The organism is Pelomonas sp. SE-A7, assembly GCF_030345705.1.
Taxonomy (GTDB): domain Bacteria; phylum Pseudomonadota; class Gammaproteobacteria; order Burkholderiales; family Burkholderiaceae_C; genus JAUASW01.
The window spans coordinates 678,596-703,723 of record NZ_JAUASW010000002.1; the positions used below are offsets into that span (position 1 = coordinate 678,596).

23 protein-coding genes are annotated in these 25,128 nt (G+C 67.4%); 8 read left to right on the forward strand and 15 right to left on the reverse strand.

The window, feature by feature from the left end:
* The first annotated feature begins 2 nt into the window (after window positions 1-2).
* The 7 genes from QT382_RS17065 to QT382_RS17095 are packed head-to-tail and all read left to right on the forward strand — an operon-like array spanning window position 3 to window position 6,597.
* Window positions 3-350: a hypothetical protein gene (locus tag QT382_RS17065; RefSeq protein ID WP_289255283.1), complete on the forward strand. Its 348-nt coding sequence runs from the start codon at window positions 3-5 to the stop codon at window positions 348-350.
* A gap of 22 nt (window positions 351-372) precedes the next feature.
* Window positions 373-780, forward strand: coding sequence for a type II secretion system protein (locus tag QT382_RS17070; protein ID WP_289255284.1), 408 nt, complete (start codon window positions 373-375; stop codon window positions 778-780).
* Between the two features lie 18 nt (window positions 781-798).
* Window positions 799-4,362: a DUF6701 domain-containing protein gene (locus QT382_RS17075; RefSeq protein ID WP_289255285.1), complete on the forward strand. Its 3,564-nt coding sequence runs from the start codon at window positions 799-801 to the stop codon at window positions 4,360-4,362.
* The gene (locus tag QT382_RS17080) at window positions 4,343-4,816 is read left to right on the forward strand and encodes a prepilin-type N-terminal cleavage/methylation domain-containing protein (RefSeq protein WP_289255286.1); all 474 of its coding nucleotides are present in this window, start codon (window positions 4,343-4,345) and stop codon (window positions 4,814-4,816) included. Before QT382_RS17075 ends, QT382_RS17080 begins: the two co-directional genes overlap by 20 nt.
* Window positions 4,806-5,282 (forward strand): type IV pilus modification PilV family protein, encoded by a 477-nt coding sequence (locus QT382_RS17085; RefSeq protein ID WP_289255287.1) that lies wholly within the window; start codon window positions 4,806-4,808, stop codon window positions 5,280-5,282. The genes QT382_RS17080 and QT382_RS17085 overlap by 11 nt, the downstream gene beginning before the upstream one ends.
* The gene (locus QT382_RS17090; RefSeq protein WP_289255288.1) at window positions 5,282-6,145 is read left to right on the forward strand and encodes a prepilin-type N-terminal cleavage/methylation domain-containing protein; all 864 of its coding nucleotides are present in this window, start codon (window positions 5,282-5,284) and stop codon (window positions 6,143-6,145) included. The genes QT382_RS17085 and QT382_RS17090 overlap by 1 nt, the downstream gene beginning before the upstream one ends.
* Window positions 6,142-6,597, forward strand: coding sequence for an MSHA biogenesis protein MshP (locus tag QT382_RS17095; protein WP_289255289.1), 456 nt, complete (start codon window positions 6,142-6,144; stop codon window positions 6,595-6,597). The genes QT382_RS17090 and QT382_RS17095 overlap by 4 nt, the downstream gene beginning before the upstream one ends.
* 6 nt (window positions 6,598-6,603) lie before the next feature.
* Here the strand turns inward: QT382_RS17095 and QT382_RS17100 are convergent, their stop codons facing one another.
* The 3 genes from QT382_RS17100 to QT382_RS17110 form a co-directional block, all read right to left on the reverse strand.
* Window positions 6,604-9,369, reverse strand: a complete 2,766-nt coding sequence (locus QT382_RS17100; RefSeq protein ID WP_289255290.1) for a diguanylate cyclase — start codon at window positions 9,367-9,369, stop codon at window positions 6,604-6,606.
* A gap of 98 nt (window positions 9,370-9,467) precedes the next feature.
* On the reverse strand, window positions 9,468-11,099 hold the full coding sequence (locus tag QT382_RS17105; RefSeq protein ID WP_289255291.1) for a S41 family peptidase: 1,632 nt from the start codon (window positions 11,097-11,099) through the stop codon (window positions 9,468-9,470).
* A gap of 110 nt (window positions 11,100-11,209) precedes the next feature.
* Window positions 11,210-12,130 (reverse strand): alpha/beta hydrolase family protein, encoded by a 921-nt coding sequence (locus QT382_RS17110; protein WP_289255292.1) that lies wholly within the window; start codon window positions 12,128-12,130, stop codon window positions 11,210-11,212.
* Between the two features lie 70 nt (window positions 12,131-12,200).
* On the opposite strand from QT382_RS17110, the gene QT382_RS17115 reads away from it, so the two are divergent.
* The gene (locus QT382_RS17115) at window positions 12,201-13,130 is read left to right on the forward strand and encodes a LysR family transcriptional regulator (protein WP_289255293.1); all 930 of its coding nucleotides are present in this window, start codon (window positions 12,201-12,203) and stop codon (window positions 13,128-13,130) included.
* On the opposite strand, the gene QT382_RS17120 is transcribed toward QT382_RS17115, so the two are convergent.
* The 12 genes from QT382_RS17120 to QT382_RS17175 form a co-directional block, all read right to left on the reverse strand.
* Window positions 13,127-13,396, reverse strand: coding sequence for a DUF2277 domain-containing protein (locus QT382_RS17120; protein ID WP_289255294.1), 270 nt, complete (start codon window positions 13,394-13,396; stop codon window positions 13,127-13,129). The genes QT382_RS17115 and QT382_RS17120 overlap by 4 nt on opposite strands.
* Before the next feature lie 6 nt (window positions 13,397-13,402).
* A complete protein-coding gene (locus tag QT382_RS17125) occupies window positions 13,403-13,765 on the reverse strand; it encodes a GFA family protein (protein WP_289255295.1) in 363 nt (120 codons plus the stop codon).
* 17 nt (window positions 13,766-13,782) lie between these two features.
* A complete protein-coding gene (locus tag QT382_RS17130) occupies window positions 13,783-14,913 on the reverse strand; it encodes an acyl-CoA dehydrogenase family protein (RefSeq protein ID WP_289255296.1) in 1,131 nt (376 codons plus the stop codon).
* A gap of 16 nt (window positions 14,914-14,929) precedes the next feature.
* Window positions 14,930-15,598, reverse strand: coding sequence for an SDR family oxidoreductase (locus QT382_RS17135; protein WP_289255297.1), 669 nt, complete (start codon window positions 15,596-15,598; stop codon window positions 14,930-14,932).
* Between the two features lie 80 nt (window positions 15,599-15,678).
* Entirely contained in the window at window positions 15,679-16,857 is a 1,179-nt protein-coding gene (locus QT382_RS17140; protein ID WP_289255298.1) for an acetyl-CoA C-acyltransferase, read from the reverse strand.
* Window positions 16,858-16,880: 23 nt separating this feature from the next.
* Window positions 16,881-18,695, reverse strand: a complete 1,815-nt coding sequence (gene aceK, locus QT382_RS17145; RefSeq protein WP_289255299.1) for a bifunctional isocitrate dehydrogenase kinase/phosphatase — start codon at window positions 18,693-18,695, stop codon at window positions 16,881-16,883.
* A gap of 28 nt (window positions 18,696-18,723) precedes the next feature.
* Complete coding sequence (can, locus tag QT382_RS17150) at window positions 18,724-19,404, reverse strand: carbonate dehydratase (RefSeq protein WP_289255300.1); 681 nt, start codon at window positions 19,402-19,404, stop codon at window positions 18,724-18,726.
* Window positions 19,401-20,321 (reverse strand): pyridoxal-phosphate dependent enzyme, encoded by a 921-nt coding sequence (locus tag QT382_RS17155; RefSeq protein WP_289255301.1) that lies wholly within the window; start codon window positions 20,319-20,321, stop codon window positions 19,401-19,403. Before QT382_RS17155 ends, can begins: the two co-directional genes overlap by 4 nt.
* Before the next feature lie 6 nt (window positions 20,322-20,327).
* The gene (locus QT382_RS17160) at window positions 20,328-21,509 is read right to left on the reverse strand and encodes an isovaleryl-CoA dehydrogenase (RefSeq protein ID WP_289255302.1); all 1,182 of its coding nucleotides are present in this window, start codon (window positions 21,507-21,509) and stop codon (window positions 20,328-20,330) included.
* Between the two features lie 148 nt (window positions 21,510-21,657).
* Entirely contained in the window at window positions 21,658-22,335 is a 678-nt protein-coding gene (locus QT382_RS17165) for a DUF6438 domain-containing protein (protein ID WP_289255303.1), read from the reverse strand.
* A 26-nt stretch (window positions 22,336-22,361) separates the two neighbouring features.
* Window positions 22,362-22,829, reverse strand: a complete 468-nt coding sequence (locus QT382_RS17170) for a cyanophycin metabolism-associated DUF1854 family protein (RefSeq protein WP_289255304.1) — start codon at window positions 22,827-22,829, stop codon at window positions 22,362-22,364.
* 2 nt (window positions 22,830-22,831) lie between these two features.
* The gene (locus QT382_RS17175; protein ID WP_289255305.1) at window positions 22,832-25,114 is read right to left on the reverse strand and encodes a cyanophycin metabolism-associated ABC transporter; all 2,283 of its coding nucleotides are present in this window, start codon (window positions 25,112-25,114) and stop codon (window positions 22,832-22,834) included.
* Window positions 25,115-25,128: the final 14 nt, after the last annotated feature.

Here is a 25,128-nt window from a genome sequence, read left to right on the forward strand (position 1 = left end):
CCATGCGAGCCTTCAAGTCAGCCGCCGGCCAGCCGACAACAGGGAGGCGCGTTGCGCGCACGCCATTTGGCTTGCGCTCGTGCAAGAGAAGCGGCAGCAGCCCGGTGGGATTTCACGGAGAACGGGGCACAGGCAAGCTGGAATTTGCCATCATCACGGCAGTGACGGCGGTGTTGATCAGTGTGGCCTTGACCCGGCTGAACGAGGTCGGCGTCGAAGGCCGCAAGGCCAGCGAGCAGTTCAAGCAGTCGCAAGAGCGGGCCGCGTCAGCCCTGGAACAAGCCGCCTGCGCCACGGCGTCGGCATCCAAGCAGTCGCCGGCCTGCGGCGTCGAGAAGAGAAGCAAGTAAGTCAGAGAGAAGGAGTCTTGCCATGAGGAATCTGCAAAAGGCCGCCCAGCAGGGCTTCACGATGATCGAGCTGATCGTCGTCATCGTCATCCTGGGCGTGCTGGCCGCGACGGCCCTGCCCAAGTTCTTCGACCTCGGCAGCGATGCCAAGGCGGCGGCGCTGCAAGGCGTGGCCGGCGCCGCCAACAGCGCCATGTCGCTGAACTACGGCGGCTGCGCGGTGGTGGGCAACGTGGTCACCGCCAACAAGTGCGTGAAGATCCGCAACTGCAACGAAGTCCCCAACATCCTGCAGGGCGGCCTGCCGACCGGCTATACCGTGGCCAACCTGGCGATCGCGGCCATCGGCACGAACGAGCCGGCCTGCACCATCACCCAGACCGCCGGCGGCGCCACGGCCACCTTCACCGGCATCGGCGCCGGCACCTGACCCCCAGAGGTCGGCATCATGAGGGCGCTGCGGCGGTCAGCGGCGGCGGCCCTGCTGCTCGGTCTCCTGCTGGCAGCGACGGCCGCCCGGGCCACGACCTACAAGGTCGGCACGGCCAGCGCCAGCTGCAGCGCGCCGACCCACAGCACGATCACCGCGGCCCTGGCCGCGGCCGGTGCTTCCGGCAGCAACCACACGATCAACATCTGCGCCGGCACCTATGCCGAGAACAACCTCGACATCACCGGGTCTGGCCATGCCGGGCTGACCCTGCAGTCGCTCAGCGGCTCCATCGACGTCAAGATCTGGCCGGGCAACTGCACCGGCAACAAGCTGATCACGGTCAGCAAGACCAATGTGACGCTCAAGGGTCTGGACCTGCTGGGGCCCAACGGCAACTGCGTGGCCGTGTCAGGCAGTGATGCCGGCAACTTCACCGGCCAGAACCTCAAGGTCGACTCCCAGGGCGACGGCCTGAATTTCAGCGGCTATTCGCCGGCCCTGGTGCTGAGCAATGTCACCATCGTCTCGGCCAAGGGCATGGGGATTGATGTGGCCGGCACCGGCGACACCGTCACCATGACCGGCATCACTGTGACAGGCGCCAAGACCCACGGCATCCACGTCAAGGGTCGAGCCGGCAGCCCGGTGTTCACCGACCTGCAGATCACCGCCACCTCGCACGGCCTCTATCTGGAAGACACCCAGCATGCGACGCTCAAGGTCGCCAGCCTCAGCCGCAACTCGATCAGCGCCGGCAACGACGGCCTGCATTACGTGGGTGACATCGGCACCTTCAAGGTCTACGACACCAACCTCTCGGGCGGCACCGACAGCACCAATGACAACGCCGTCCAGGTGCAGAGCAATGTCTGGGGCGCCTGGGAGATCAAGCGGATCACCATAGGTGCTTCGCGCGGTGGCGCAGTCCGCGTCAACGGTGGCGACAGCCCCGTGCTCGAAGACCTGGACATCACGTCCGAGAAGGAAGGCATCTATCTCAAGGATTCGCAGCACGCGTCGATCCGCGTGAATACGCTGAGCAAGAACACGATCCAGGCCGGCACCACCGGCATCTACCTGGCCGGCAACGCCGGCACCTTCACGGTCAACAAGACCGAGCTCACGGCCGGCACCGGCGGCAGCCACCACGGCATCCGCGCCAACAAGACCTGGGGTGCCTGGCAGGTCACCAACAACAAGATCGTCAGTGCCGGCGGCCACGGCATCTACATAGAAACCGGCGGCGGCGGCGGCGTGGTCAGCGGCAACTACGCGCGCAGCAACGGCAACAACGCGATCCGACTGCTGGATGCCCAGGAATGGACCAGCACCCTGATTTCGGGCAACTGCCTCTATGGCAGCCTGGGCAGCGACGATGTCTACAACCGCGACCAGAACGCCAGCTACACCGTGGGCGGCGTCGGAAACTTCTGGGGCAGCACCACCGGCACGACCGGCTATTCCGAGACCTGCGCCGACGCCAATTCCAACGGCATCTGCGACAGCGCCTACACCGTGCCCGGCAACCCGACCCGCAGCGACACTGCAGCGCTGAAGACGGCCCCCGCCAGCTGCGGCATCACCACGCCCAGCAGCCTGCACCACCTGGAGATCCAGCATGCCAGCGGCAGCGGCGTCACCTGCGCAGCCAATACCCTGACCGTGCGGGCCTGCCAGGACGCCAGCTGCAGCACGCATTACACCGGCGGCGTCAGCGGCAGCCTGAGCGCCGGGGCCGGTGCCACCGTGGTCTGGCCCTCGGGCAGCGGCTTCAGCATTGGCAGCGGTTCCAGCTCGACGAGCGTGGCCATGCAGATGACCACCGTGGGCTCGGCCCTGCTGGGTGCCACGGCCAGCTCGCCGACGGCCAGTTCCTCCACGAGCTGCAACTTCGGCAGCCCCAGCTGCACCTTCAGCGCCGCCGGCGCAGGCTTCCAGTTCGATGTGCTGAACCATGTGTCCGATGCCAGCCAGAGCGTGACCCTCAAGTCGGTGCGGGCGGACAACAACAACAGCTGTTCGCCGGTCTTCGTCAGCCAGGCCAAGACGCTGAAGTTCAAGTGCAGCTACACCAACCCCAGCAGCGGCTATGTGCCGGTGCGCGTCGCCGGTGCCTCGCTGAACAGCGGCAATGACTCGGCCGCCGTCTGCGATGCCACCGGCCGCGACGTGAGCCTGAGCTTCAATGCCAGCGGTGATGCCAGCTTTACGCTGCAATACGCCGACGTGGGTCAGATGGGCCTGACTGCAACCTACACCGGCAGCGGCAGCGATGCCGGCCTGGTGATGACCGGCAGCGACAGCTTCGTCGCCAAGCCGGCCGGCTTCGCCCTCAGTGCGATCAAGCAGACGGCTTCGCCACAGGCCGCGAACCCGGTTCCAGCGGATGCGGCCGGCGCCAAGTTCATCAAGGCCGGCGAGAGCTTCGGGCTCACGCTGACGGCCCAGAACAGCAGTGGTGGCACCACCCGCAATTTCGGGCGCGAGAGCCCGGCCGAAGGCGTGACGCTCACGCCGACCTTGCTGCTGCCGGCCGGCGGAACCAATGGCAACCTCAGCAACGGCAGCGTTGCCGGCGGCAGCTTCAGCTCCGGCGTCGCCACGCTCAGCAACCTGACCTACAGCGAGGTGGGCATCATCCGCCTGAGCTCGGCGCTGGGCGACGGCGACTACCTGGGCGCCGGCAGCGTGGCAAGCAGCAACAGCGCCAACATAGGCCGCATCACGCCCCACCATTTCAAGACCGAGGTCACCCAAGCCTGCGCCAATACCTTCAGCTACGCGGGCCAGCCCTTCACGGTGAAGCTGACCGCGCTCAACGCGGCCGAGGCCATCACGGTCAACTATGCAGGCGCGAGCGGCTTCGCCCGAGATCACACGCTCAAGGAAGGCGTGGCCCTGGGCCTGGGCAGCTTCGGTTCCACGGGCACCATCTCGAGTACCGCCTTCAGCAGTGGCGTTGCAACGCTGAGTACTCCGGCCTACAGCTTCACCAGCAAGCAGAGCGGCCCCGGCACCCTGGTCGTGCGCAGCGAAGACACCGACACCCTCAGCTCCTCAGGCTTCACCGAAGGCAGCACCCTGCTGCGCAGTGGCCGGCTGCGCCTGTCCAATGCCTTCGGCTCGCAGGCCCTGCCGCTGGAGCTGGGCATCGAGCTGCAGTACTGGAGCGGCAAGAGCTGGATCAAGAACACGCAGGACAGCTGTACCAGCATCCTGCCCAGCGCCGTCGTGCTCTACAACAAGCTCGCGCCCAGCGGCGCCTCGACCACGGCCCTGAACAACAGCGTCACGTCGATCAACTTCCTGACCGGCAAGCTGACGCTTTCTGCGGCTTCGCCCGCCACCGCCGGCAGCCTGGACCTGGCCATCAACCTCGGCAGCGGCACGGCCGACGCGGCCTGCACCAGCCTGGCCCGGGATCCCAGCGTCGGCACGAACAAGCCCTGGCTGCGCTCGCAGTACGGCAGCGGCGGCACCTGCGGCAGCGCCTGGGACCGCGACCCCAGCGCACGCGCCAGCTTCGGCATCTTCTCGCCCGAGACCCGGAGGACGCTGCATGCGCGCGAACTCTTCTGAGCGGGGTTTTACGATGGCCGAGCTGGTGATGGTGATCGTCATCATGGGCGTGCTGGCCGTGGTCGCCCTGCCGCGCATCCAGGCCAGCATGGGCTTCGACGACGAGGCCTGGCGCCAGGACGTGGCCACCGCATTGCGCCACGCCCACCACACGGCCGTGGCTGCGCGGCGACTGGTCTGCGCCAATGTCGCCACCGGCAGCGTGACCCTCAGCATTGCCGGAGCCAACCCTGCCAGCAGTTGCTCCGCCTCGATTCCCGGCTACAACGGCAATGCCGCCTTCGCCAGCAGCAGCAAGGCCCCGGCTACCACCAGCGCGACGCTGTACTTCCAGCCCTCGGGTCGCGTCACCAGTGACGGCGCCGGCAGCACGGCCGCCGATTTCACGATCACGATCAGCAGCCAGCCCAGCACGACGGTCAGCGTGACCGGGGAGACCGGCCATGTGGAATAGGCAGCAGCGCTCACTGGCTCAGCGGGGCTTCACGCTGCCGGAGGCGCTCCTGGTCATCGTGGTCCTGGGGCTGGGCCTGGCCGGCATCATGAAGGCCTATTCCACGGTGGCCGCCGGATCGGCCGACCCGGTGGTGCAGAAGCAGCTGCTCAGCATCGCCGAGGAGCTGATGGAAGAAGTGCAGCTGCGGCCCTATGCGGTGGCCGGCAACGTGGCACCCACGGGTTGCGCGCGCAACACCTTCAACGACGTGCGCGACTACGACGGCTATGCCACGACCGGTCAGGTCTGCAGCATCGACGGCAGTCCCATCGGACAGGCAGGGGTGGTGTACACGATCTCCATTTCCGTGCAGCCGACCACCTTGGCAGGTGTCGCCAGCGCCTTGCAGATCACGGTCACCGTGAGCCAGTCCGGCCAGACCCTGAGCCTGGTCGGCTACCGGACCGACTACGCCGGCCCATGATGAACAGCCAGCCGCACCGCCCCCGCCCCGACCTGGGCTTCACCCTGGTGGAGATGGTGATCACCATCGTCATCCTGTCGGTGGTGGCCGTGGCGCTGTCCCTGTTCCTGAAGCCGGCGCTTGAGACCTACTTCACCAGCAGTTCGCGCGCCGCCCTGGCCGACGATGCCGACACCGCCTTGCGCCGCCTGCTGCGCGACGTGCGCTCGGCCGTGCCCAACTCGATCCGCATTCCCAGCAACCAGTGCGTGGAGATGGTGCCGACGACCGCCGGTGGCCGGGTCCGCATGGGGCCGGACACGGTCAACGACTTCCCACCGGGCTGCAGCCCTGGCACGGCCTGCTCCGCACCGCTCAGCCCGACCCAGGCGACCACGGCCATCGACCTGCTGACGCCGTTGAGCAGCACGCCAGCCATCGGCGACTTCCTGGTCATCGGCAATCAGAATGCCAACGATGTCTATGGCGGCGTCAACCGGGCTGCCATCACCGGGGTCCTTCCGATCAGCCCCAGCCAGGGCAAGCACCGACTGACCATCGCCTCGACCCAGTTTCCGCCGGGTTTCGACAGCGGCCGCTTCAGCATCGTCTCGAATGCCGAGAAGGCCGTGTTCTACGTCTGCAGCGGAGGCTCGCTGTGGCGGCTTTCGAACTACGGCTTCAATGCCGGCTATCCGGCCAGTTGCCCGTCCACGGCCGGAGGCCGGAAGGTGGCCAGCGGCCTGACCAGCTGCAGCTTCGTCTACGACCCCAACCCGGGCGCCTCGCCCCAGTTCGGCTACCTCTGGGTACAGCTGGAGTTGAGCCGCAACGGCGAATCCGCCACCATCGCCGGTGGCGCCCACGTCGTGAACGCGCCATGAAGAACAAGAAGTCGCAAGCTCAGAACGGCCTCGGTGCCGTCGCCGTGCTGATTCTGCTGGTGGTGCTGGCGGGCCTGGCCGCCGCCCTGGTGCGCCTGGGCAGCAGCAGCGCCGCCAGCAGCGCACTCGACATCACGGCAGCCCGTGCGCTGCAGGCCGCCAATGCCGGCACGCAGTGGGGCCTGTTCCAGGCGCTACGCGGCAGCTGGACCACCTGCGCCGGCACCAGCCAGACGCTGGACCTGAGCAACCAGCTCGGCATGCGGGTCACGGTCAGCTGCAGCTCCAGCCTCTACAACGAAGGCGAGGTCAGCGAAGGCACGGCCAGGACGGTGCGCATCTACACGATCGATGCCGTGGCCTGCAATTCGAACGCCTGCCCCGACAACAGCCGCGCCGCCTCGCCCGGCTACGTCGAGCGCCGCAAGCAGGTGCAGGCCAGCGACAGCTGATCGCCTTCAGGCGGCTGCCAGGCCCGGCGTGCCGGCGACGACGATGCGGTCGCGTCCGCCGTGCTTGGCGGCATAAAGCGCTGCATCCGCCGCCTCGATCAGCGCCTGACCCTTGTCGCCGTGGACCGGATGCAGGGCCAGGCCCAGCGAGGCCGTGAGGGGGCCCAGCGGCTTGCCGGCATAGACCGGCTGGAGCCGGCGCACCGCATCCAGCAGGTCCTCGCAGCGGCGCAGGGCCAGCTCAGGGCTGAGGTCGGTCAGCAGCACGATGAATTCTTCGCCACCGAAGCGGCAGACCACATCGCTCTCGCGCACCCGCGACTGCAGGGCGGCCGCCACCTGCTGCAGCACCAGGTCACCGGCATCGTGGCCATGGCGGTCGTTGAACTGCTTGAAATGGTCCACGTCGACGACGGCCAGGGCCAGCGACGACTGATGGCGCTTGGAACGGGCCAGCTCACGCCTGAGCGCCTCGTCGAGAAAGCGGCGGTTGTACAGGCCCGTGAGCGGATCGCGGATCGACTGCAATCGCAGCGTCTCGCGCAGCCGGATGTTGGCGAGTGCCAGGCCGGTCTGTTCGGCCAGCGCCACGGCCAGCCGCTGTCGCATGTCGTTGTGCTCGGCCTCGACCGGCGGCTCGCGGTGCAACAGGGTCAGTAGCCCGAAGGTGTCCCCCTGGGCCACCAGCGGCAGACAGGTACTGCCCGGCAGTTGCTCGCGCAGGTGCAGGTGAGGGCAGCAAAGTGAATGGCCGTCGCCGTTCAGATGATGCGGACGGCCGCGACGCAGGGCCCAGCAATCGTTGCTGCCGAAGCTGGGCTCGACTTCGCCCAGCTCGCCCCAGGCCATGCATTCCTCCAGCAGCTCCTCGCCCGGCGCCAGCAGGTAGAGGGCCCCTCCACTGCCCGGGAACAGGCGCGGGCCGTAGCGGCGCAAGCAGTCGTAGGCCTCCTGGGGTGTCTCGCAGGCCTGCAGGAAGCTGGACAGCTCACCCAGCAGGCTGACCTCGCGGTTGGTCTGGCCGACCACCGCCAGACTGCGCTCCAGCTTCTCGTTGGCCGCACGCAGCGCCGACTCGGCGGCCTTGCGCGCCGTGATGTCATGCGACACCCACAGCGCGCCCTTGGAGGGATCGTGCACATCCATGGCCTTGCCATGCATGCTGACCTCGACCGGGCTGCCGTCACGCCGCAGCAGCTGGGCCTCGCCGACCCAGACCTCGCCCTTGTTCAGCGTCTCGTAGGCCTCCTCGCCAAAGGTCAGGAACTCGGCCTCGCTGCTGAACAGCGGCCGTGTCGAGAGTCCGATCAGCTCGCCCGGCGAGTAGCCCAGCATCAGCTCGACGCCCCGGTTGCAGCGGATCACATGCCGGTCGCGGATCAGCATGATGCCGGCATTGGTGTTGTCGAAGATCGCCTGCAGCTCGAACAGGGCCTGCTGCAACGCCCGGTCGGCCTCGTTGCGGGCGCTGATGTCCTCGGTAATGAAGATCGTGCCCTTGCGGCTGTCCTGCGGGTCGATGGCCTTGGCCAGCATGCGGCACCAGAACAGCGTGCCGTCGCGCTTCATCATCTGCAGCTCGACGTCCAGCCGCCCGCCATCACCCAGCACCGGAATGGCCTTGCGGCTCAGCGCATCAAACGCCGCTTCATCGGGATAGACGACGCGCGTGGCACGCCCCACCAGCTCGTGGGCCTGCCAGCCGAACATCTCGCCGAAACGCTCGTTGCAGTGCAGAAAGGTCTGGTCGCGTGTGAAGGTGATGCCGACCGAGGCGTTGTCGAGGATGGCCTCGTACTCCAGCAGCGTCTGTTGGCGCAGGGCCTCGGCATCGTGGCGCTCGGTGATCTCGATGCCGATCCAGAGCGTGCCCTTGGACAGGTCCTGCGGGTCCAGTGCCTTGCCGTGGCAGCTGCACCAGATGTTGGTGCCCTCCTTGCGCCGCACCATCAGCTCTTCCGAATAGCCCTGCCCCGAAGCGATCATCGGACCGGCCGAACGGTGGAACTCCTGCCAGGTCTCGTCGGAACAGAAGTAGGCCCGGGTCGAAAGGCCCACCAGCTCGCCGGCCGCATAGCCCAGCAATTCCTCGGCGCGGCGGTTGCATCGCCGGATGATGCGGTCCTTGTCGACCACCAGGATGGCGACGGTGGCGCTGTCGAAGATGGCGCGCTGTTCCATCAGCGTGCGCTCCAGCTCGGCCGTGCGCTGCTCCACCAGGGCCTCAAGCTGCGACTGGTAGCGCGCGATCTGGTCCTGCTTGCGTTGGCGCTCGATGGCGATGCCGGCGAGCTGGGTGGCGGCGGCCAGCAGATCCAGCTCTTCGGCCCCTGGCGAGCGCACCTCCTTGTAGTACATCGCGAACGAACCCAGCACGCGGCGGTCGGTGGCCAGGATGGGCGTGGACCAGCAGGCGCGAAATCCGTCCCCTTCGATCAAGCCCTTGTACGGCGCCCAGCGGGGGTCGCTGCGGATGTCGGTGACGATGACGGTCTGCTGCAGCGCCATTGCACTGCCGCACGAGCCGACCTCGGGGCCGATCGGATAGCCGTCCAGCGCCTGCAGGTACTGAGGCGGCAGGCGCGGCCCTACACCCGGCCGCACATGGACGCCGTCCTCGTCCAGCAGCAGCACCGAGCAGTACAGGCCGGCCGACTGGGCTTCGATCAGCAGCGCCAGACGCTGCAGGGTCTCGGCCAGCGGCGCACCGCGGGCAATCAGCTCGAGCAGCTGGCCCTGCCCGGCATAGAAGGACATTGGCGCAAGCGACATTTGGCCCCACTCCCTGTTGTGGCCCAAGGTGCGCGTGATCTTAGGGGGCGGCCTGCGGCCCGGCAATCGTCAGCAGCTGGGGCTGCGCAACAGGCCGACTAGCGCGGCAGTTGCGCCAGTGCTTCGTCCAGCACCTCGTCGCGTCCCGCGCGCCAGGCCGCGACCGTCGTCGCGACGGGCTGGTCCGGCTGCAGGCCCTTGCCGATGAACTCGCTGCCATCGGCCAGCAGGTCGCGCTTGGTGCAGACCCGCGCCTGGCCGCCACCGGGGAGCTTGAAGAATAGCGGCTGGCCCGTGCTGCCGCCTGTCGCCGTGCCTACAACCGAGCCGCGGCCCAGCGACTTGAACGCAGCGACGAAGTCCTCGGCGGCCGAGTAGGTGGCGGCGCCGGTCAGCACCCTCACCGGTCCGCGGAACTGGCGCTGCTCATCGGGCCGCACCTCACCATGGTGGCCGCCCTCGACCGGCATGGGGCGGCCCCAGGCCCGCCAGGCCGCCACATGGCTGCGGGTCCACCAGCGCGAGGTCGGCACCGGCTTGTCGGCCAGCGTGGCCAGGATCCGGTAGCCGACGCTGCTGTTGCCACCCGAATTGGCCCGCAGGTCGAACACGATGGCGCGTGCCTGCCTGATCTGCTCGAAGGCCTTCAGATAGCCCTCGGCCGCCTGGTCGTCGTCGAAGCCGTTCAGCTCGACCAGGGCGACGTCGCCGGGCAGCATGCGCCAGGCAAAGGGTGGCGCCTTGGGCAGCGCACGGTAGGCTTCGGTCGTCAGGCGAGGCAGTAGCAGCAAGCGAGGCTTGGCATCGTCGCTGTCGCGCAGCGTCACCCGCAAGGCCTGACGCGAGTCGCCGCGCAAAAGGTCGAAGCCGTACTGGCGGACGTCCAGGTCCTGGGGGGTCGAGGCGCTGACGAAGGGTCGCACCTGCTCACGCGCGTACTCATGGACCGGGCGCCCATCGATGGCCAGCAGCTCCTGGCCCCGCTTGAAGCCGGCGCCGGCCAGGGCCGGATCCAGCAATTCGGTCACCAGCACCCGGCCTTCGATCAGCTGGGTGCGCAGGCCAGGCCGAGCCATGCTGCGGTCCCACAGTTCGTCGGGCGGATAGACATTGCTGTGACCGTCCTGAAGGGCCGCGACCAGTCGTTGCAGCTCCCGGTAGTAGTCCTGGGTCCGCGGCGTCTTCTGCACCTGCTCCAGCGTCTTCAGATAGAGCGCATCCCAGTCCAGGCCCGGCACCAGGTCGAAGTTGGCAAAGTTGTACTTGGCCTCGCTCCAGATCCGCGACACGCCGGCCAGGCGCTCGGCCAGCGGCAGCTCCTCGCGGAACGGCGTCTCGATGGCAGCCGCAGCGTAGCCTCGGGCCTGCCGGGCTTCGCGCTGGCGAGCCAGGTCCAGCATTGGCGCCCAGCGGGCATCGCTGCGCAGCGCTGCCAAGGCCTCGTTCTTCTCCAGCCAGGACGGCGGCAACCACTGCTGCTTGTCGTTGAACAGCTGGGAAAGCAGCTGGAACGCGGCCTCGCTGCGCCCGCCGGCGGCATGCAGCTTCAGCAGCGGCCAGGCATTGGCGGCATTGACGCCGTTGTCGCGGATCTCGCTTTCCAGCAGGCCGCGGGCCTGGGCCGGCTGGCCGGCGCGCACCAGGCGCGCCGCTTCGTCAAGCCGCGGCGATGCGCCGCAGCTCGCTGCCCAAAGCAGCATGGTGGCCAGAGCCAGTACGGCCTTGCGCATTATTCTTTCTCCCCCTCGTCATGGAATGCAGCGGCGAAGACCTGGCCGGTTCAATCCAGCTTATGGGATTGCCTGGCCATCGCGCCGGGCCGGCATCTTCGCCCAAGCGGCTAGCGGGGCCGAAAAGCCATGCCCGCTTCCACGGGGGCCATCAAGAGCGGCCACAGCCGCTCACCCAGCTCGCGCCGGAACATGGCGAAATGGCCGATCGCCTTCAGGCCGACGGCCTGCGGCGCCAGCGTGTGCCTCTGGACCCGGGCGGCACTGAACCGCTGCGCCAGCTCGTCCACCGCCGCGGCCGGGCCGAACAAATGGTCGTCGGTCACGTTCCACAGGTGGACCGGGCCGTCGAAGCGGTCGTAGGCCAGTTCGTCCTGCAAGCTGGGGTCGGTGAACATGAAGCCGCGGCGCCGGCCCCAGGCCGCCCATTCCAGCGCGGCCGGCTTGGGCAGGTCCTGGGCCCGGCTGCCGAACAAGCGGCCCGGCACATGGCCCAGCCCATGGGCCAGGACCGGCAACATGGCATGGAAGAACAGCCAGGCCTTGAGCTTGTGCCGGCCGTACCAGAAGCGCCAGTCGGCCGCCTGGGCCGCAACGCCCAGCACGGCGTCGACCTTCTCCTCATAACCCGGCACCAGGCCCAGGGCATTGCCGCCGAAGCTGTGGCCTATCCAGAGCAGAGCCAGCGGCTTGCCATGGACCGAGCCGGCCAGGCGCCGACGCCGGTCCGCCGCATGCAGGGCCGCCGCCATGTCGAGCCGGGCCCAGTCGCGCAGCCGGGCCGTCTCCTGCTTGGTCGAAGCCGTGCGCGAGGCACCTATGCCGCGGTAGTCGTAGCAAAGCACGGCATAGCCGCGGCAGGCCAGCCATTCGGCAAAGGCCCGGTAGAAGCTGCCGGCCACGGCCATGGCCGGGCTGATGACGGCTATAGCCAGCGGCGTGGCTACCGGTCCGAACCAGGTGGCGGCAAGCAGGCGCCCATCGCTGCAGCGCAGCTGGGTCGGGTGGGCGGTGAACAGCGGCTGGTCCATGGCGGGCAGTCTAGATTGGCAACAATCGAGGCACTAGACTCGCCGAACTCAACACATTGCTTCCATATTGATGACAACGACCTCACGCTCGCGCTACCGGCGCCTGCTGGACGAGCCGGCCCTGGATGCCAATGCGCTGGAGCTGTTCGCCCGCATCGCCGCGGCCGGCAGCTTTGCCTCGGCGGCCCGCGAGCTGGGCCTGACCCGGGCCGCGGTGAGCCGGCGCATCGCGGCCATCGAATCGGCCGTCGGCGTCGCCCTGTTCGCTCGCAGCACCCGCAGCCTGGGCCTGACCGAGGCCGGCCGGCGCCTGCTGGGACGTGCCCGCCAGGTGCGCGAAGCGGCCGAGGGCGCACGCCTGGCCTTGCGCCATCAGCGCGACCAGCTCGGCGGCACGCTACGCATCAGCGCCACGCCCGGCTTCGGCCGCCATGTGCTGGCGCCGCTGCTGAGCCGCTTCCGCGACCAGCATCCGGCGTTGCGCTACGAGCTGTTCTTCACCGAGCGGCGGGTCGACCTGCTGCGCGAAGGCGTGGATCTGGCCTTCCGCGTGACCGCCAAGCCGCCCGAGGATTGGGTGGCCCAGCCGGTGCGGCGCTTTGCCGTGCGGGCCTACGGCCTCGGGCCGGCGCTCGACGATCCCGCGGCTCTGGCCGACGAGCCCTTGCTGCTGCTGGGCCAGCATGAAGAGCCGCTGCTGGGCCATTGGCTCCACCAGGACGGGCGGCGGGCCGAGGTCAGCATGCAGGCCGCCTCCTGGGGCAGCGACCTGGAGGCGCTGCTGGCCATGGCCCGCAGCGGCGGCGGGTTGGCGCCGGCACCGGACTTCTGCGTGCCGGCGGACGATGCGCTGGTGGACCGCCTGCCCGGCTGGCGACTGGTCGTGGCCGAAGGCGAATGGGTGCAGGCCCTGACGCTGCCGGTGCCAGCCGCCTCGGAGACCGCGCGCGCCCTGGTGGCCTTTGTCCGCGCCGAACTCGGTACGGCGGCTCCGGCCTAGCGGCCGAAGCGCTCCAGCGAACGCTGGCGCGCCTTGGCCGCCTCGACCTCGCGGTCGCGCGGCGGCGCCGTCGTCACCAGGCCGGCGATCAACTCACGGGCCACGCGGGCGACCTCCTCGACCGCGCGGTCGAAGGCCTCTTCATTGGCCTTGGACGGCACATTGAAGCCGCTGAGCTTGCGCACGAACTGCAGCGAGGCATCGCGGATCTCCAGCTCGGTGGCCGGCGGCTCGAAGTTGAACAGGGTCTTGATGTTGCGGCACATGCAGGTTCAATCCTTGAGCACCTTCCAGGTCTTGGCTCCATCGAGCCGGCGGATCTTCACATCGCCGATCAGCTCGGGGTCGAACATCCGCGCATTGATGCCGGTGCGGCTCTGGGCCGTCGGCGCCACCGGACGCCACTGCACGATGCAGCCGCAATGGCCGCAGCGCATGAAGTCCAGCATGCAGTCGCCCCACTGGTAGGACTGCAGCACGCCGGGCGCTGCCTCGACCTGCACCTCGGCGAGCGGGTAGTAGGCCCACAAGCTGCCGTAGCGCCGGCAGATCGAGCAGTTGCAGTTGGTGAGGCTGCGCGGCCGCCGCGGAATGGCGACGGAGACGGCACCACAGTGGCAGGTCGCTTTCAGCATCGCTCAACTCCTGCTAATCAGATCAAGGCCCGGCCGATCAGGATCTTCTGCACCTCGCTCGTGCCTTCGTAGATCTGGGTCACTCGCACGTCGCGGTAGATGCGCTCGACCGGGAAGTCGCTCACATAGCCGTAGCCGCCATGGACCTGGATGGCCGCCGAGCAGACCTTCTCGGCCATCTCGGAAGCGAACAGCTTGGCCATGGCCGCTTCCTTCAAACAGGGCTGGCCGGCATCCTTCAGCGCAGCCGCATGCCAGATCAATTGGCGCGCGGCCTCGATCTGCGTGGCCATGTCGGCCAGCTTGTGCTGCAAGGCCTGGTGCTCAAAGATGGGCACGCCGAAGGCCACGCGCTCCTTGCTGTATTTCAGCGCCGCCTCAAAGGCCGCGCGCGCCATGCCCACCGACTGCGAGGCAATGCCGATGCGGCCGCCTTCCAGGCCCGAGAGCGCGATCTTCAGGCCCTGGCCTTCTTCGCCCAGCCGGTAGCGCGCCGGGATGCGGCAGTTCTCGAACAGGATCTGCGCCGTGTCGCTGGCATGCTGGCCCATCTTGTCCTCGATGCGGGCCACGGTGTAGCCCGGCGTCTTGGTCGGCACCAGGAAGGCCGAGATGCCCTTCTTGCCGGCGGCCTTGTCGGTCACGGCCATCACGATGGCCACATCGCCGTTCTTGCCGCTGGTGATGAACTGCTTGACGCCGTTCAGCACGTAGTCGTCGCCGTCACGCACGGCCGTGGTCTTCAGGCCGCCGGCCTCCGATCCCACATGCGGCTCGGTCAGGCAGAAGGCGCCCAGCATGTCGCCACGCGCCAGCGGCTTGAGGAATTCCTGCTTCTGCTCTTCGTTGCCGAAGGCCATCATGATGGAGCAGCAGGGGCAGTTGTTGACACTGACCACGGTCGAGGTCGCGCCGTCGCCGGCACCGATTTCCTCGAGGATGATGGACAGAGCCAGGTAGTCCAGGCCAGCGCCGTCGTACTCGGTCGGCACGGCCACGCCGTAACAGCCCAGCTCGGCCAGGCCCTTGAGCTCGGCCGCCGGGAAATGGTGGCTCTTGTCCCATTCGGCCGCCTTGGGCGCGATCTGGTCTTGGACGTAGGCGCGGACGGCGTCCTGCACCGCGCGGTGGTCTTCACTGAGGATCATCTTCTTGTCTTTCTGCTCACCAGGCCAGCGGCTGGCCGTCGTAGTTGAGGAAGGCGCCGTTGTCGGCGGCCGTGAGCTTGGACAGCTGCTCACGCATGCCGGCCACGCTTTCATCGACGCTGAGGTCGGCGCCGCTGCCGCCCATGTCGGTGCGCACCCAGCCCGGATGGAAGGCCACGCAGACGACACGACCGGCGAACACCAGCGAGGCATCGCGCAGCACCGAGTTCACCGCCGCCTTGGAGGCGCGGTACAGCCAGCTGCTGCTGGCGCTTCGCAAGCCCATGGAACCCATGCGGGAGGACAGGATGGCCAGGCGCGCGCCCGGCGCCATGGAATCGACCAGCTGCGGCAGCACGCGCATGGGGCCCAGCACATTGGTGCGCATCACCGCGTCGAACTCGTCTTGCGGTGGTGTCTGCAGGCCGGTGGTGCGCGTGCCGTGGATGCCGGCGTTCAGGATCACGCGGTCGAACTGATGGCCGTCGATCTGCCAGGCCAGGCCCGAGCTGCTGGCCGTGTCGGCCACGTCCAGCTTCAGGGCCTTGGCGCCGAGCTTGTGCAGCTCGGCCAGGCCGTCTTCGCTGCGCGCCGTGGCCACGACCTGGGCGCCCGCCTGCCGGTACTGGCGGACGAACTCCAGGCCTATGCCACGCGAAGCCCCGATGACGAGGACTTGCATCACGGACCCCCACGGCGCCTAAGCGCCTGCCCCCCGAGGGGGCGCGCGCGCGCCTTGAGGCGGCTCGGCGGCTTGCGCATCGCTTAGATCAGCTCGACGCCCACAGCCGTCGCCTCACCACCGCCGATGCAAAGCGCCGCCACGCCGCGCTTCAGGCCGCGGTGCTTCAGCGCGCCCAGCAGGGTGACGATGATGCGGGCTCCCGAGGCGCCGATCGGATGGCCCAGGGCCACGGCGCCACCGTTGACGTTGACGATCTCGTGCGGCAGCTTGAACTCGGCCATGGCGGCCATGGTCACGGCGGCAAAGGCCTCGTTCACTTCCCACAGATCGACGCTCTTGGCGTCCCAGCCGTTCTTGGCCAGCAGCTTCTGGATCGCACCCACCGGGGCAGTGGTGAACCACTCCGGCGCATTGGCATGCACGGCCGTGCCGACGATGCGGGCCACCGGCTTCAGGCCCATCTGGGCGGCGGTGGACTCGCGCATCATCACCAGGGCGGCGGCGCCGTCCGAGATCGAGGACGAGGTGGCGGCCGTGATCGAGCCGTCTTTCTTGAAGGCGGGCTTCAGCGTCGGGATCTTGTCGAGCTTGGCCTTGAAGGGCTGCTCGTCCTTGTCGATGACGGTGTCACCGGCCTTGCCGGCGATGGTCACCGGCGCCATTTCCCAGGCGAAGCTGCCGTCGGTGTTGGCACGCTTGCTGCGCTCGGTCGAGGCGATGGCGAACTGGTCTTGCGCTTCACGCGTGAAGCTGTACTTGCTGACGCATTGCTCGGCGAACACGCCCATGGCCTTGCCGCGCTCGTAGGCGTCTTCCAGGCCGTCCAGGGCCATGTGGTCGTACATCGCAGCGGCGCCGTACTTGACACCCTTGCGGGCGAACATCAGGTGCGGTGCATTGGTCATGGACTCCATGCCACCGGCGATCAGGATGTCGGCGCTGCCGGCCTTGAGCGTGTCGTGGGCGAACATGGTGGCGCGCATGCCGGCGCCGCACATCTTGGACAGGGTCACGGCGCCGACCGACTGCGGCAGGCCGGCCTTGAGCACGGCCTGGCGGGCCGGGGCCTGGCCCTGGCCGGCCATCAGGCAGTTGCCGATGAAGGCCTCGTTGATCGCGTCGCCGGGCACGCCGGCGCGCTCGACCGCGGCCTTGATCGCGACGGCCGCGAGTTCCCAGGCCTGCAGGCCGGCGAAGTCGCCCAGCAGGCCGCCGATCGGCGTGCGGGCGGCGGAAACGATGACGATGGGATCAGACATGGTGGTGCTCCATGAAGTGGGGGTTATTGGACAGGCAGCTCGTTCGGCTCGGGCTCGGCTGCCATCTGCGACGGCAGCGAGGCGCGGACGCCGGGCTGGGACTGGAAGCGCTTGTGCGCCTCGTAGGGAAAGACGTCATGTACATGGCCGGCCAGGATGCGGGCCTTGTGGCCCTGCCAGAAGGCGGCATCCAGCAGCTCGGCATGGTGCTTCATGAACAGCTCGCGCACACCGGGATGGCCGAGCAGGAAGGGGCCGAAGGTCTCGGGGAACACATCGCCCTTGTGGACCGGATACCAGACCTCGCCCGAGAGCTCGTCCTCTTCATGGCGCGGCGCCGGCACCTTGCGGAAATTGCAGTCGGTGAGGTATTCGATCTCGTCGTAGTCGTAGAACACGACCTTGGCGTGACGGGTGACGCCGAAGTTCTTCCACAGCATGTCGCCAGGGAAGATGTTGGCCGCCACCAGGTCCTTGATCGCATTGCCGTACTCGATCACCGCATGTTCCATCTGGGCCGGCGTCGCCTCCTGCAGGTAGAGGTTCAGCGGCACCATGCGGCGCTCTATGTAGACATGGCGCAGTATCAGGTCCCCGCCCTTCTCTTCCACGAGGCTGGGGCAGAACAGCTTCAGCTCCTTGACCAGCTCCTCGTCGAAGCGGTAGCGCGGCAGGGCCACGTTGCTGAACTCCAGCGTGTCGGCCATGCGGCCCACGCGGTCGTGCTGCTTGACCAGCAGGTACTTGGCCTGGATCAGCTCCCGCGTGGTCTCCTTCTGCGGCGGGAAGTAGTCCTTGATCAGCTTGAACACGAAGGGATAGCTGGGCAGGTCGAACACCAGCATCACCATGCCCTTGATGCCGGGCGCGATGCGGAAGCGGTCGCTGGAATGGCGCAGGTGGTAGAGCAGGTCGCGGTAGAACAGGTTCTTGCCGTGCTTTTGCAGGCCTATGGCGTTGTAGAGCTCGGCGCGCGGCTTGCGCGGCATCATGGAGCGCAGGAAAGCTACAGCAGCGCTGGGCACTTCCATGTCCACCATGAAGTAGGCATGGGCGAAGCTGAACAGCATCAGCAGGTCGTCCTCGCCGAACAGGGCCGCGTCTATGCAGAGCTGATCGCCCTTGTGCAGGATGGGCAGGGCGAACGGCGTCTCGCTGAAGCCGTTGATGATCTTGCCGACCAGGTAGGCGCCCTTGTTCCGGTAGAACAGCGAGCTCAGCACCTGGATCTGGAAATTGGTGCGCCAGCGGAACAGGCCCAGCTCGCGCTGCACCGCATTCAGCACCTGGTCCACGTCACGTCCCAGGTCCTCGAACTCGCGCTCCAGCTGGCAGTTGGTGACGATGCGAATGAAGGTGTCGCGCAGCGTCTCGCGGCTGGGGTAGTAGCAGCGGTAGGTGGGCTTGGCGGCCGGCTCGTCGTTCTCTATGTACTCGGTCGAGACCGCCGGGCGCACGAAGATGAAGTCGTTGTGGAAATAGCCGTGGTGCAGGATGCGGGTGCAGACCGAATTGAAGAAGGTCTCGGCCAGCTCAGGCTGGTGGTGGTCGACCAGCAGGCCTATGTAGTGCAGCTTGACCTGCTGCCAGACCTCCATGGCCAGACGGCTGGCCTGGTAGCGCTCTTCCAGCAGGGCCACGCATTCGTCCACGCGCTTGTCGTAGAACTCGATGCGCAGGGCCTGGGCCCGCTGCTGGCCCTGCCAGTCGGCCTGCTCGAAGCGGCGCTTGGCCTCGGCCGTGGTGGCACGGAACAGCCGGTAGTGGCGATTGAAGCCGCCCAGCAGGGCCTCGGCGATCTCGAAGGCGCGCGCGTCGTTGAGCTTCTGCGGAAACATGCCAGACGCCCTTCGCGCACGACGGCCTTCAGGCCGCGGAACTCAGCCGCGAGCCCTCGTAGCGGCGCTTCACGCCGGCCAGGGCCTTCTTGTAGACCTCGGCCACCTCGTCGGGGCCGGACACCGTCAGCGACAGGTCTTCCAGCAGGCCGTTGTGCAGGCCGTAGACCCAGCCGTGCACCACGACTTCCTGCTGGCGCGCCCAGGCGTCGCGCACCACCGTGGTCTGGCAGGCATTGCGGGCCTGCTCAAGCACGTTGAGCTCGCACAGCGCATTGACGCGCTGCTCGGGTTCCAGCGTGTCCAGCCAGTCCTGGTGGTCGTTGCGCACGTCCTGCACATGGCGCAGCCAGTTCTCGACCAGGCCCACATGCGAATCCAGCAGCGCGGCGCGCACGCCGCCGCAGTTGGAATGGCCGACCACGATGATGTGCTTGACCTTGAGCTGGTCCACGGCGAACTGCATCACCGACAGGCAGTTCAGGTCCGAATGCACCACCACGTTGGCGACGTTGCGGTGCACGAACAGCTCGCCCGGCAGCAGGTTGACCAGCTCGTTGGCCGGCACCCGGCTGTCGGCGCAGCCAATCCACAGGTACTGAGGTGTCTGCTGCTTCAGCAGGCGCGAGAAAAAGCCCGGCTCGCGCGACTCGGTGTCGGCGGCCCACTGCTTGTTGCTCTCGAGGAGTTCTTGAAGGTTGGTGCTCATGCCGGGATTGTCCATGTGGCAAGCATCGAGGTGCTGACGGCGATGCCACCGCAGACTTCGATCAAGGGTCTTTTGAATCGGGCTAGCTCGGCTTCGTGCACGCTCAAGGCCGCCAGGGCCGCGCCGCAGGCCGGCTCCACCATGACGCGCATGGCATCGGCAAAGCGGACGCAGGCTTGCGTGGCCTGCGCGTCGCTGACCGTCAGGCTGAGGGTCGGATGGCTTTGTGCCAGCCGCAGGGCCTCGTCGGCCACGCGGCGTGCGCCCAGCGAAGTGGCGATGGAAGTGATGGCCGGCAGAGTGACGGCCTCGCCGGCTTGCAGGCTCTGGGCCAGGCTGTCGGCGCCAATGGTTTCAACGGCGACGACCGGCACTTCATGCAGCCCATGGCGCTGCAGGCCCTGCACGATGCCACAGAAAAGGCCGCCGCCACCGACCGCCGTGATGACGGCATCGAACTCGAGGCCGTCGGCCAGCACTTCGTCGATCAAGGTCGAATGACCGGCCCACAGCAGCGGATGGTCGAAGGGATGGACATGGCGCGCGCCGCGCTCGGACGCCAGCGCCATGGCAAAGGCGTTGGCCTCATCGAAGGCCGCGCCCTGGCGCAGCACCTTGGCGCCGCGGGCGGCGATCTTTTCGGCCACGGCCGCGCTGCTGGTTTCGGGCAGCACGATGGTGACCGCCATGCCCAGGGCCTGGCCGGCATAGGCGGCGGCGAAGCCGGCATTGCCGCCCGAAGCGCAGACGATCTCGCGCACGCCCTCGCGCGCCGCCTGCTGCACCAGATGCCCCACGCCGCGCAGCTTGAAGCTGCCGCTGGGCTGCAGCGCATCCATCTTCAGCCAGACCTCTTCATGCTTGAAGAGGCCGGGCGCGGCGCGCAGCAGCGGGGTGTTGAGGTGCAGGGCCTTCATGGCCAATTACATGGTCTCGGCAAACAACTCGCGGCCGATCAGCATGCGGCGGATTTCCGAGGTGCCGGCGCCGATCTCGTACAGCTTCGCGTCGCGCCACAAACGGCCCAGCGGGTACTCGTTGATGTAGCCGTTGCCGCCGAAGATCTGAATGCCCTCGCCGGCCATCCAGGTGGCCTTCTCGGCGGTCCACAGGATCACCGACGCGCAGTCCTTGCGGACCTGGCGCACATGCTGGCTGCCCAGCATGTCGAGGTTCTTGGCCACGGTATAGGCGAACGAGCGGGCCGCCTGCATCACGGTGTACATGTCGGCGACCTTGCCCTGGATCAGCTGGAACTCGCCGATGCTCTGGCCGAACTGCTTGCGGTCGTGGATGTAGGGGACGATGTTGTCCATCACGCTCTGCATGATGCCCAGCGGGCCGCCGGTCAGCACGGCGCGCTCATAGTCCAGGCCCGACATCAGCACCTTGGCGCCGTTGTTGATACCGCCCAGCACGTTCTCGGCCGGCACCTCGACGTTCTGGAACACCAGCTCGCCGGTGTGGCTGCCGCGCATGCCCAGCTTGTCGAGCTTCTGCGCAATGCTGAAGCCCTTCATGCCCTTCTCGATCAGGAAGGCGGTGACGCCGCGCGCGCCCAGCTCGGGCTCGGTCTTGGCATAGACCACCAGGGTGTCGGCATCGGGGCCGTTGGTGATCCACATCTTGTTGCCGTTGAGGACGTAGTAGCCGCCCTTGTCTTCGGCCTTGAGCTTCATGCTGATCACGTCGGAGCCGGCGCCCGGCTCGCTCATGGCCAGCGCGCCCACATGCTCGCCGCTGATCAGCTTGGGCAGGTACTTGGCCTTCTGTGCCGCGTTGCCGTTGCGGTTGATCTGGTTGACGCAGAGGTTGGAATGGGCGCCGTAGCTCAGGCCCACCGAGGCCGAGCCGCGGCTGATTTCTTCCATCGCCACCATGTGGGCCAGGTAGCCCATGTCGGCACCGCCGTATTCCTCGGACACGGTCACGCCCAGGATGCCCAGCTCGCCCATCTTGCGCCACAGGTCCATGGGGAACTGGTCCTTGTGGTCGATCTCGGCCGCGCGGGGCGCGATCTCGGCATCGGCAAAGGCGCGCACCGCATCGCGCAGCGCGTCGATGTCTTCGCCAAGTTGGAAGTTCAGGCCGGGCAGTTGGCTCATTGCTTTGTCTCCTGGAGGCCGGGCCATCCTACCCAGCAGGACGGCCTGGTGTCTTACGTTTACGTAAACGTCAATTCTAGGGGCTGACCCGGACGGATCCGGCGTCGGTGAACTTACTTAAGGAGGAGCCCGGAGGCGAGATGGCTTTTCAGCGCTGCGAATAGCCCAGCCACCATGGAGGCACCGTGTAGGTCAGCCCGTTTTCAGCCTTGCAGTGAGGGCCGTCATCGCCGACCCTCCATTTCGGCACCAAGCGCCCCAGCGCGGCCACGTCATCTACTGTTGCCGGAACGCGGGGGAAGGAACCAAACTGGTTCGGCTGATAGCTGAAGGCGCGCTCGCCGGACACGAGGGCAAAACGCAGGCCCACGGTTTCGGCGTCTGGGATGTGGGGCGCCGCCTCTGCGACACGCCAGTCGATAGAACGCAAGGCAACTAGCAAGCGGCGGGCCTGAATGACGTCGATCTTCTGCTTGAATTCGCCCTCCCGGCAGACAAACTGCCTGCCAACAAAGCTCACCTCGCCATTGGCCTGGATGCGTACCTTGTAGATCGGGCACGCGCCATAGCAACCTTGCCGGTCCATCTCGACGAAATCCGTGTCGATCACCGGTTCGGCACTGACCAGCCGACCCGTCAGCAGATCCTGGAAACGAAGCGCTTCTCGCGAGGGCCAAAACCCCTCTGCCAACGTCAACCCGATGCAAAGCAGGATGCCCAGCACCCCAATCAGCGACGCCGCAGCGATGGGACATGCCGCGAACGGGCTACCCTCGGCCGGCAAGGACAGCTCGTCATCGATGCGAGGCTTGATGGCGAGCTGCATGGCATGCGTGAGACCCGAACGACACCTTACAAGAACCGCTCGAGGATCTTCTTCGACGCCCGGTCCAGCGCAAACCGGTCCGGCAGCAGGAACTGCAAGCCGTGGCTGCTGGTGATCATCAGCCGGCCCTCGCCCAGGCGGCGAATGTCTTCCTCGGTCTTCAGGATGAACTGGGTCTCGCCGCGATCGGTCTCTATCGTCCATTGGCTGGGCGTCGAGAAGGTCGAGACCTTGCGGATGCGCAGCACCGTGGGGATGAAGTCGCGCTGGGCGAACTCGGAGGCCAGCAGCTCGCGTTCCGGCGTCGGCAGGGCCGAGAGACTGTCTATCCAGGCCAGCTCATGGCCATCGGTGCCGACCAGGGAGATGCCCTCGTCGGGCGCCGTGATCGGATGGGCGCGCACCGGCACGACGCCCACATGCTCGCCGCCCTGCAGGTCGATCAGCACCAGGCGGCCAAAGGCATTGCGGCTCAGGGATTGGTAAATGCTCATGCTCAGGCCTCCACCGTCGTGTGGGCGTTCGGATTGGGCAGGGCCATGGCCTCGGCCTCTTCGGCATCGACCCGGCGCGCCTGCGCCTCGTACAGCCGCCAGTAGGCGCCCTTCTTCTCCATCAGCTCGTCATGCGGACCGACCTCGACCACCTGGCCGCGGTCCATCACCACCAGGCGGTCGGCCTTGCGCAGCGTGGACAAACGGTGGGCGATGGCAATCGTCGTGCGGCCCTTGACCAGGTTGTCCAGCGCCTTCTGGATTTCCTTCTCGGTCTCGGTGTCCACCGACGAAGTGGCCTCGTCCAGGATCAGGATGCGCGGGTTGATCAGCAAGGCGCGGGCGATGGAGATGCGCTGGCGCTCGCCACCCGACAGGCCCTGACCGCGCTCGCCGACCAGCGAGTCGTAACCCTGGGGCAGGCGCAGGATGAATTCATGGGCATGGGCGGCGCGGGCCGCGGCGACGATCTCTTCACGCGTGGCCTCGGGCTTGCCGTAGGCGATGTTCTCGGCAATGGTGCCGAAGAACAGGAAAGGCTCCTGCAGCACCAGGCCGATGTGGCGACGGAAGTCCGCCACGCCAATGCGGCGCAGGTCCACGCCATCCACGCGGATGCCGCCTTCGGTCACGTCGTAGAAGCGGCAGATCAGGTTGACCAGGGTGCTCTTGCCCGAGCCCGAGTGGCCGACCAGGCCGATCATCTCGCCCGGCTTGATCTCCAGGCTGAGACCGCGGATGACGGCGCGGTTGCCGTAGCGGAAGCCTATGTCGTCGATCTGCAGGCCGCCCTCGACCTTGTCCAGCTTCACCGGATTGGCCGGGTCGGGCACGTTGGACTGGTGGTCCAGGATGTCGAAGATGCGCTTGGCGCCGGCCGCGGCCTTCTGCGTCACCGAGACGATGCGGCTCATCGAATCCATGCGGCCGTAGAAGCGGCCTATGTAGGCGATGAAGGCGGTCAGCACACCGACCGTGATGTCACCCTTGGCCACCAGCGAGATGCCGAAGGCCCAGACGACCAGCAGGCCGATTTCGGTCAGCAGCGAGACCGTGGGCGAGAACAGGCTCCAGGTCTTGTTCAGCTTGTCGTTGACGGCCAGGTTGTGGGCATTGGCCTGGCGGAAACGCTGGGCCTCGCGGCGCTCCTGGGCGAAGGCCTTGACCACGCGCACGCCGGGAATGGTGTCGGCCAGCACGCTGGTCACCTCGCCCCAGACCCGGTCGATCTTCTCGAAGCCGGTGCGCAGCCGGTCGCGCACCAGGTGGATCATCCAGGCAATGAAGGGCAGCGGCAGCAGGGTCGCCAGGGCCAGCCAGTGGTTGATGGAGAAAAGGATCAGGGCCGTCATGCCGAGCATCAGCACGTCGGTGATGAAGTCCAGCGCATGCAGGGACAGGAAGACCGAGATGCGGTCGGTCTCGGAGCCGATTCGGCTCATCAGGTCGCCGGTACGCTTGCTGCCGAAATACTCCAGCGACAGGCTCAGCAGGTGTTCGAAGGTGGCGGTCCGCAGGTCGGCCGCGATGCGCTCGGACACCAGGGCCAGGATGTAGGTCTTGGCCCAGCCCAGCAGCCAGGACACCAGGCCGGCCGCGAACAGCCCGCCCAGGTACATGCCGACCAGCCAGGGGTCGATCTGCTGGCCGTTCTGGAACGGGATCAGCACCTTGTCCATCAAGGGCATGCTGAGGTAGGGAGCCACCAGGGTGGCGCCGGTCGAACCGAGCATCAGCGCAAAACCCAGGGCCAACTGGCCCTGGTAGGGCTTGGCAAAGCGCCACAGCCGCAAGAGCACCCAGGTCGAGGGCGGCGTGTGCAGCTCACGGGCGCAGGTGGGGCATTCCTCGCTCTCGGGCGGCAGCGGCGCCTTGCAGCTGGGGCAGAACTCCACTTCTTCGGCAGCGTCGCGGGCCGGCTCGTCGCGCTTCTCGAACAGCTCGTGCCAGCGCTGGGCCTGCAGATTGATCTGCAAGGTGAAGCGCCAGCAGGCCAGGCGGGCCTGGGCATCCACCAGCTCCAGGCTGCCGACGCCGGCATGGTCGTAGATCCTCATCTGCAGGCCGGGATGCAGGGCCCAGTCCTGCCACTGGCCGGTGGCCGGATCCCAGGCATGCAGGCGTTGGTTCGTGAGGACCAGCAGGCCGCGGGCGAAGCGCAAACGGGAGTCGAGGTCAACCTCCAGCTCGCCGACGACGTTCTCACCGACCATGAGACGCGCCTTCAAGGCCGCCATTGCCGGATGTTCGGGGTCCGGCGCGACTTCAGGATGTTGATGCTGCATTGTTCTGTTCTGCC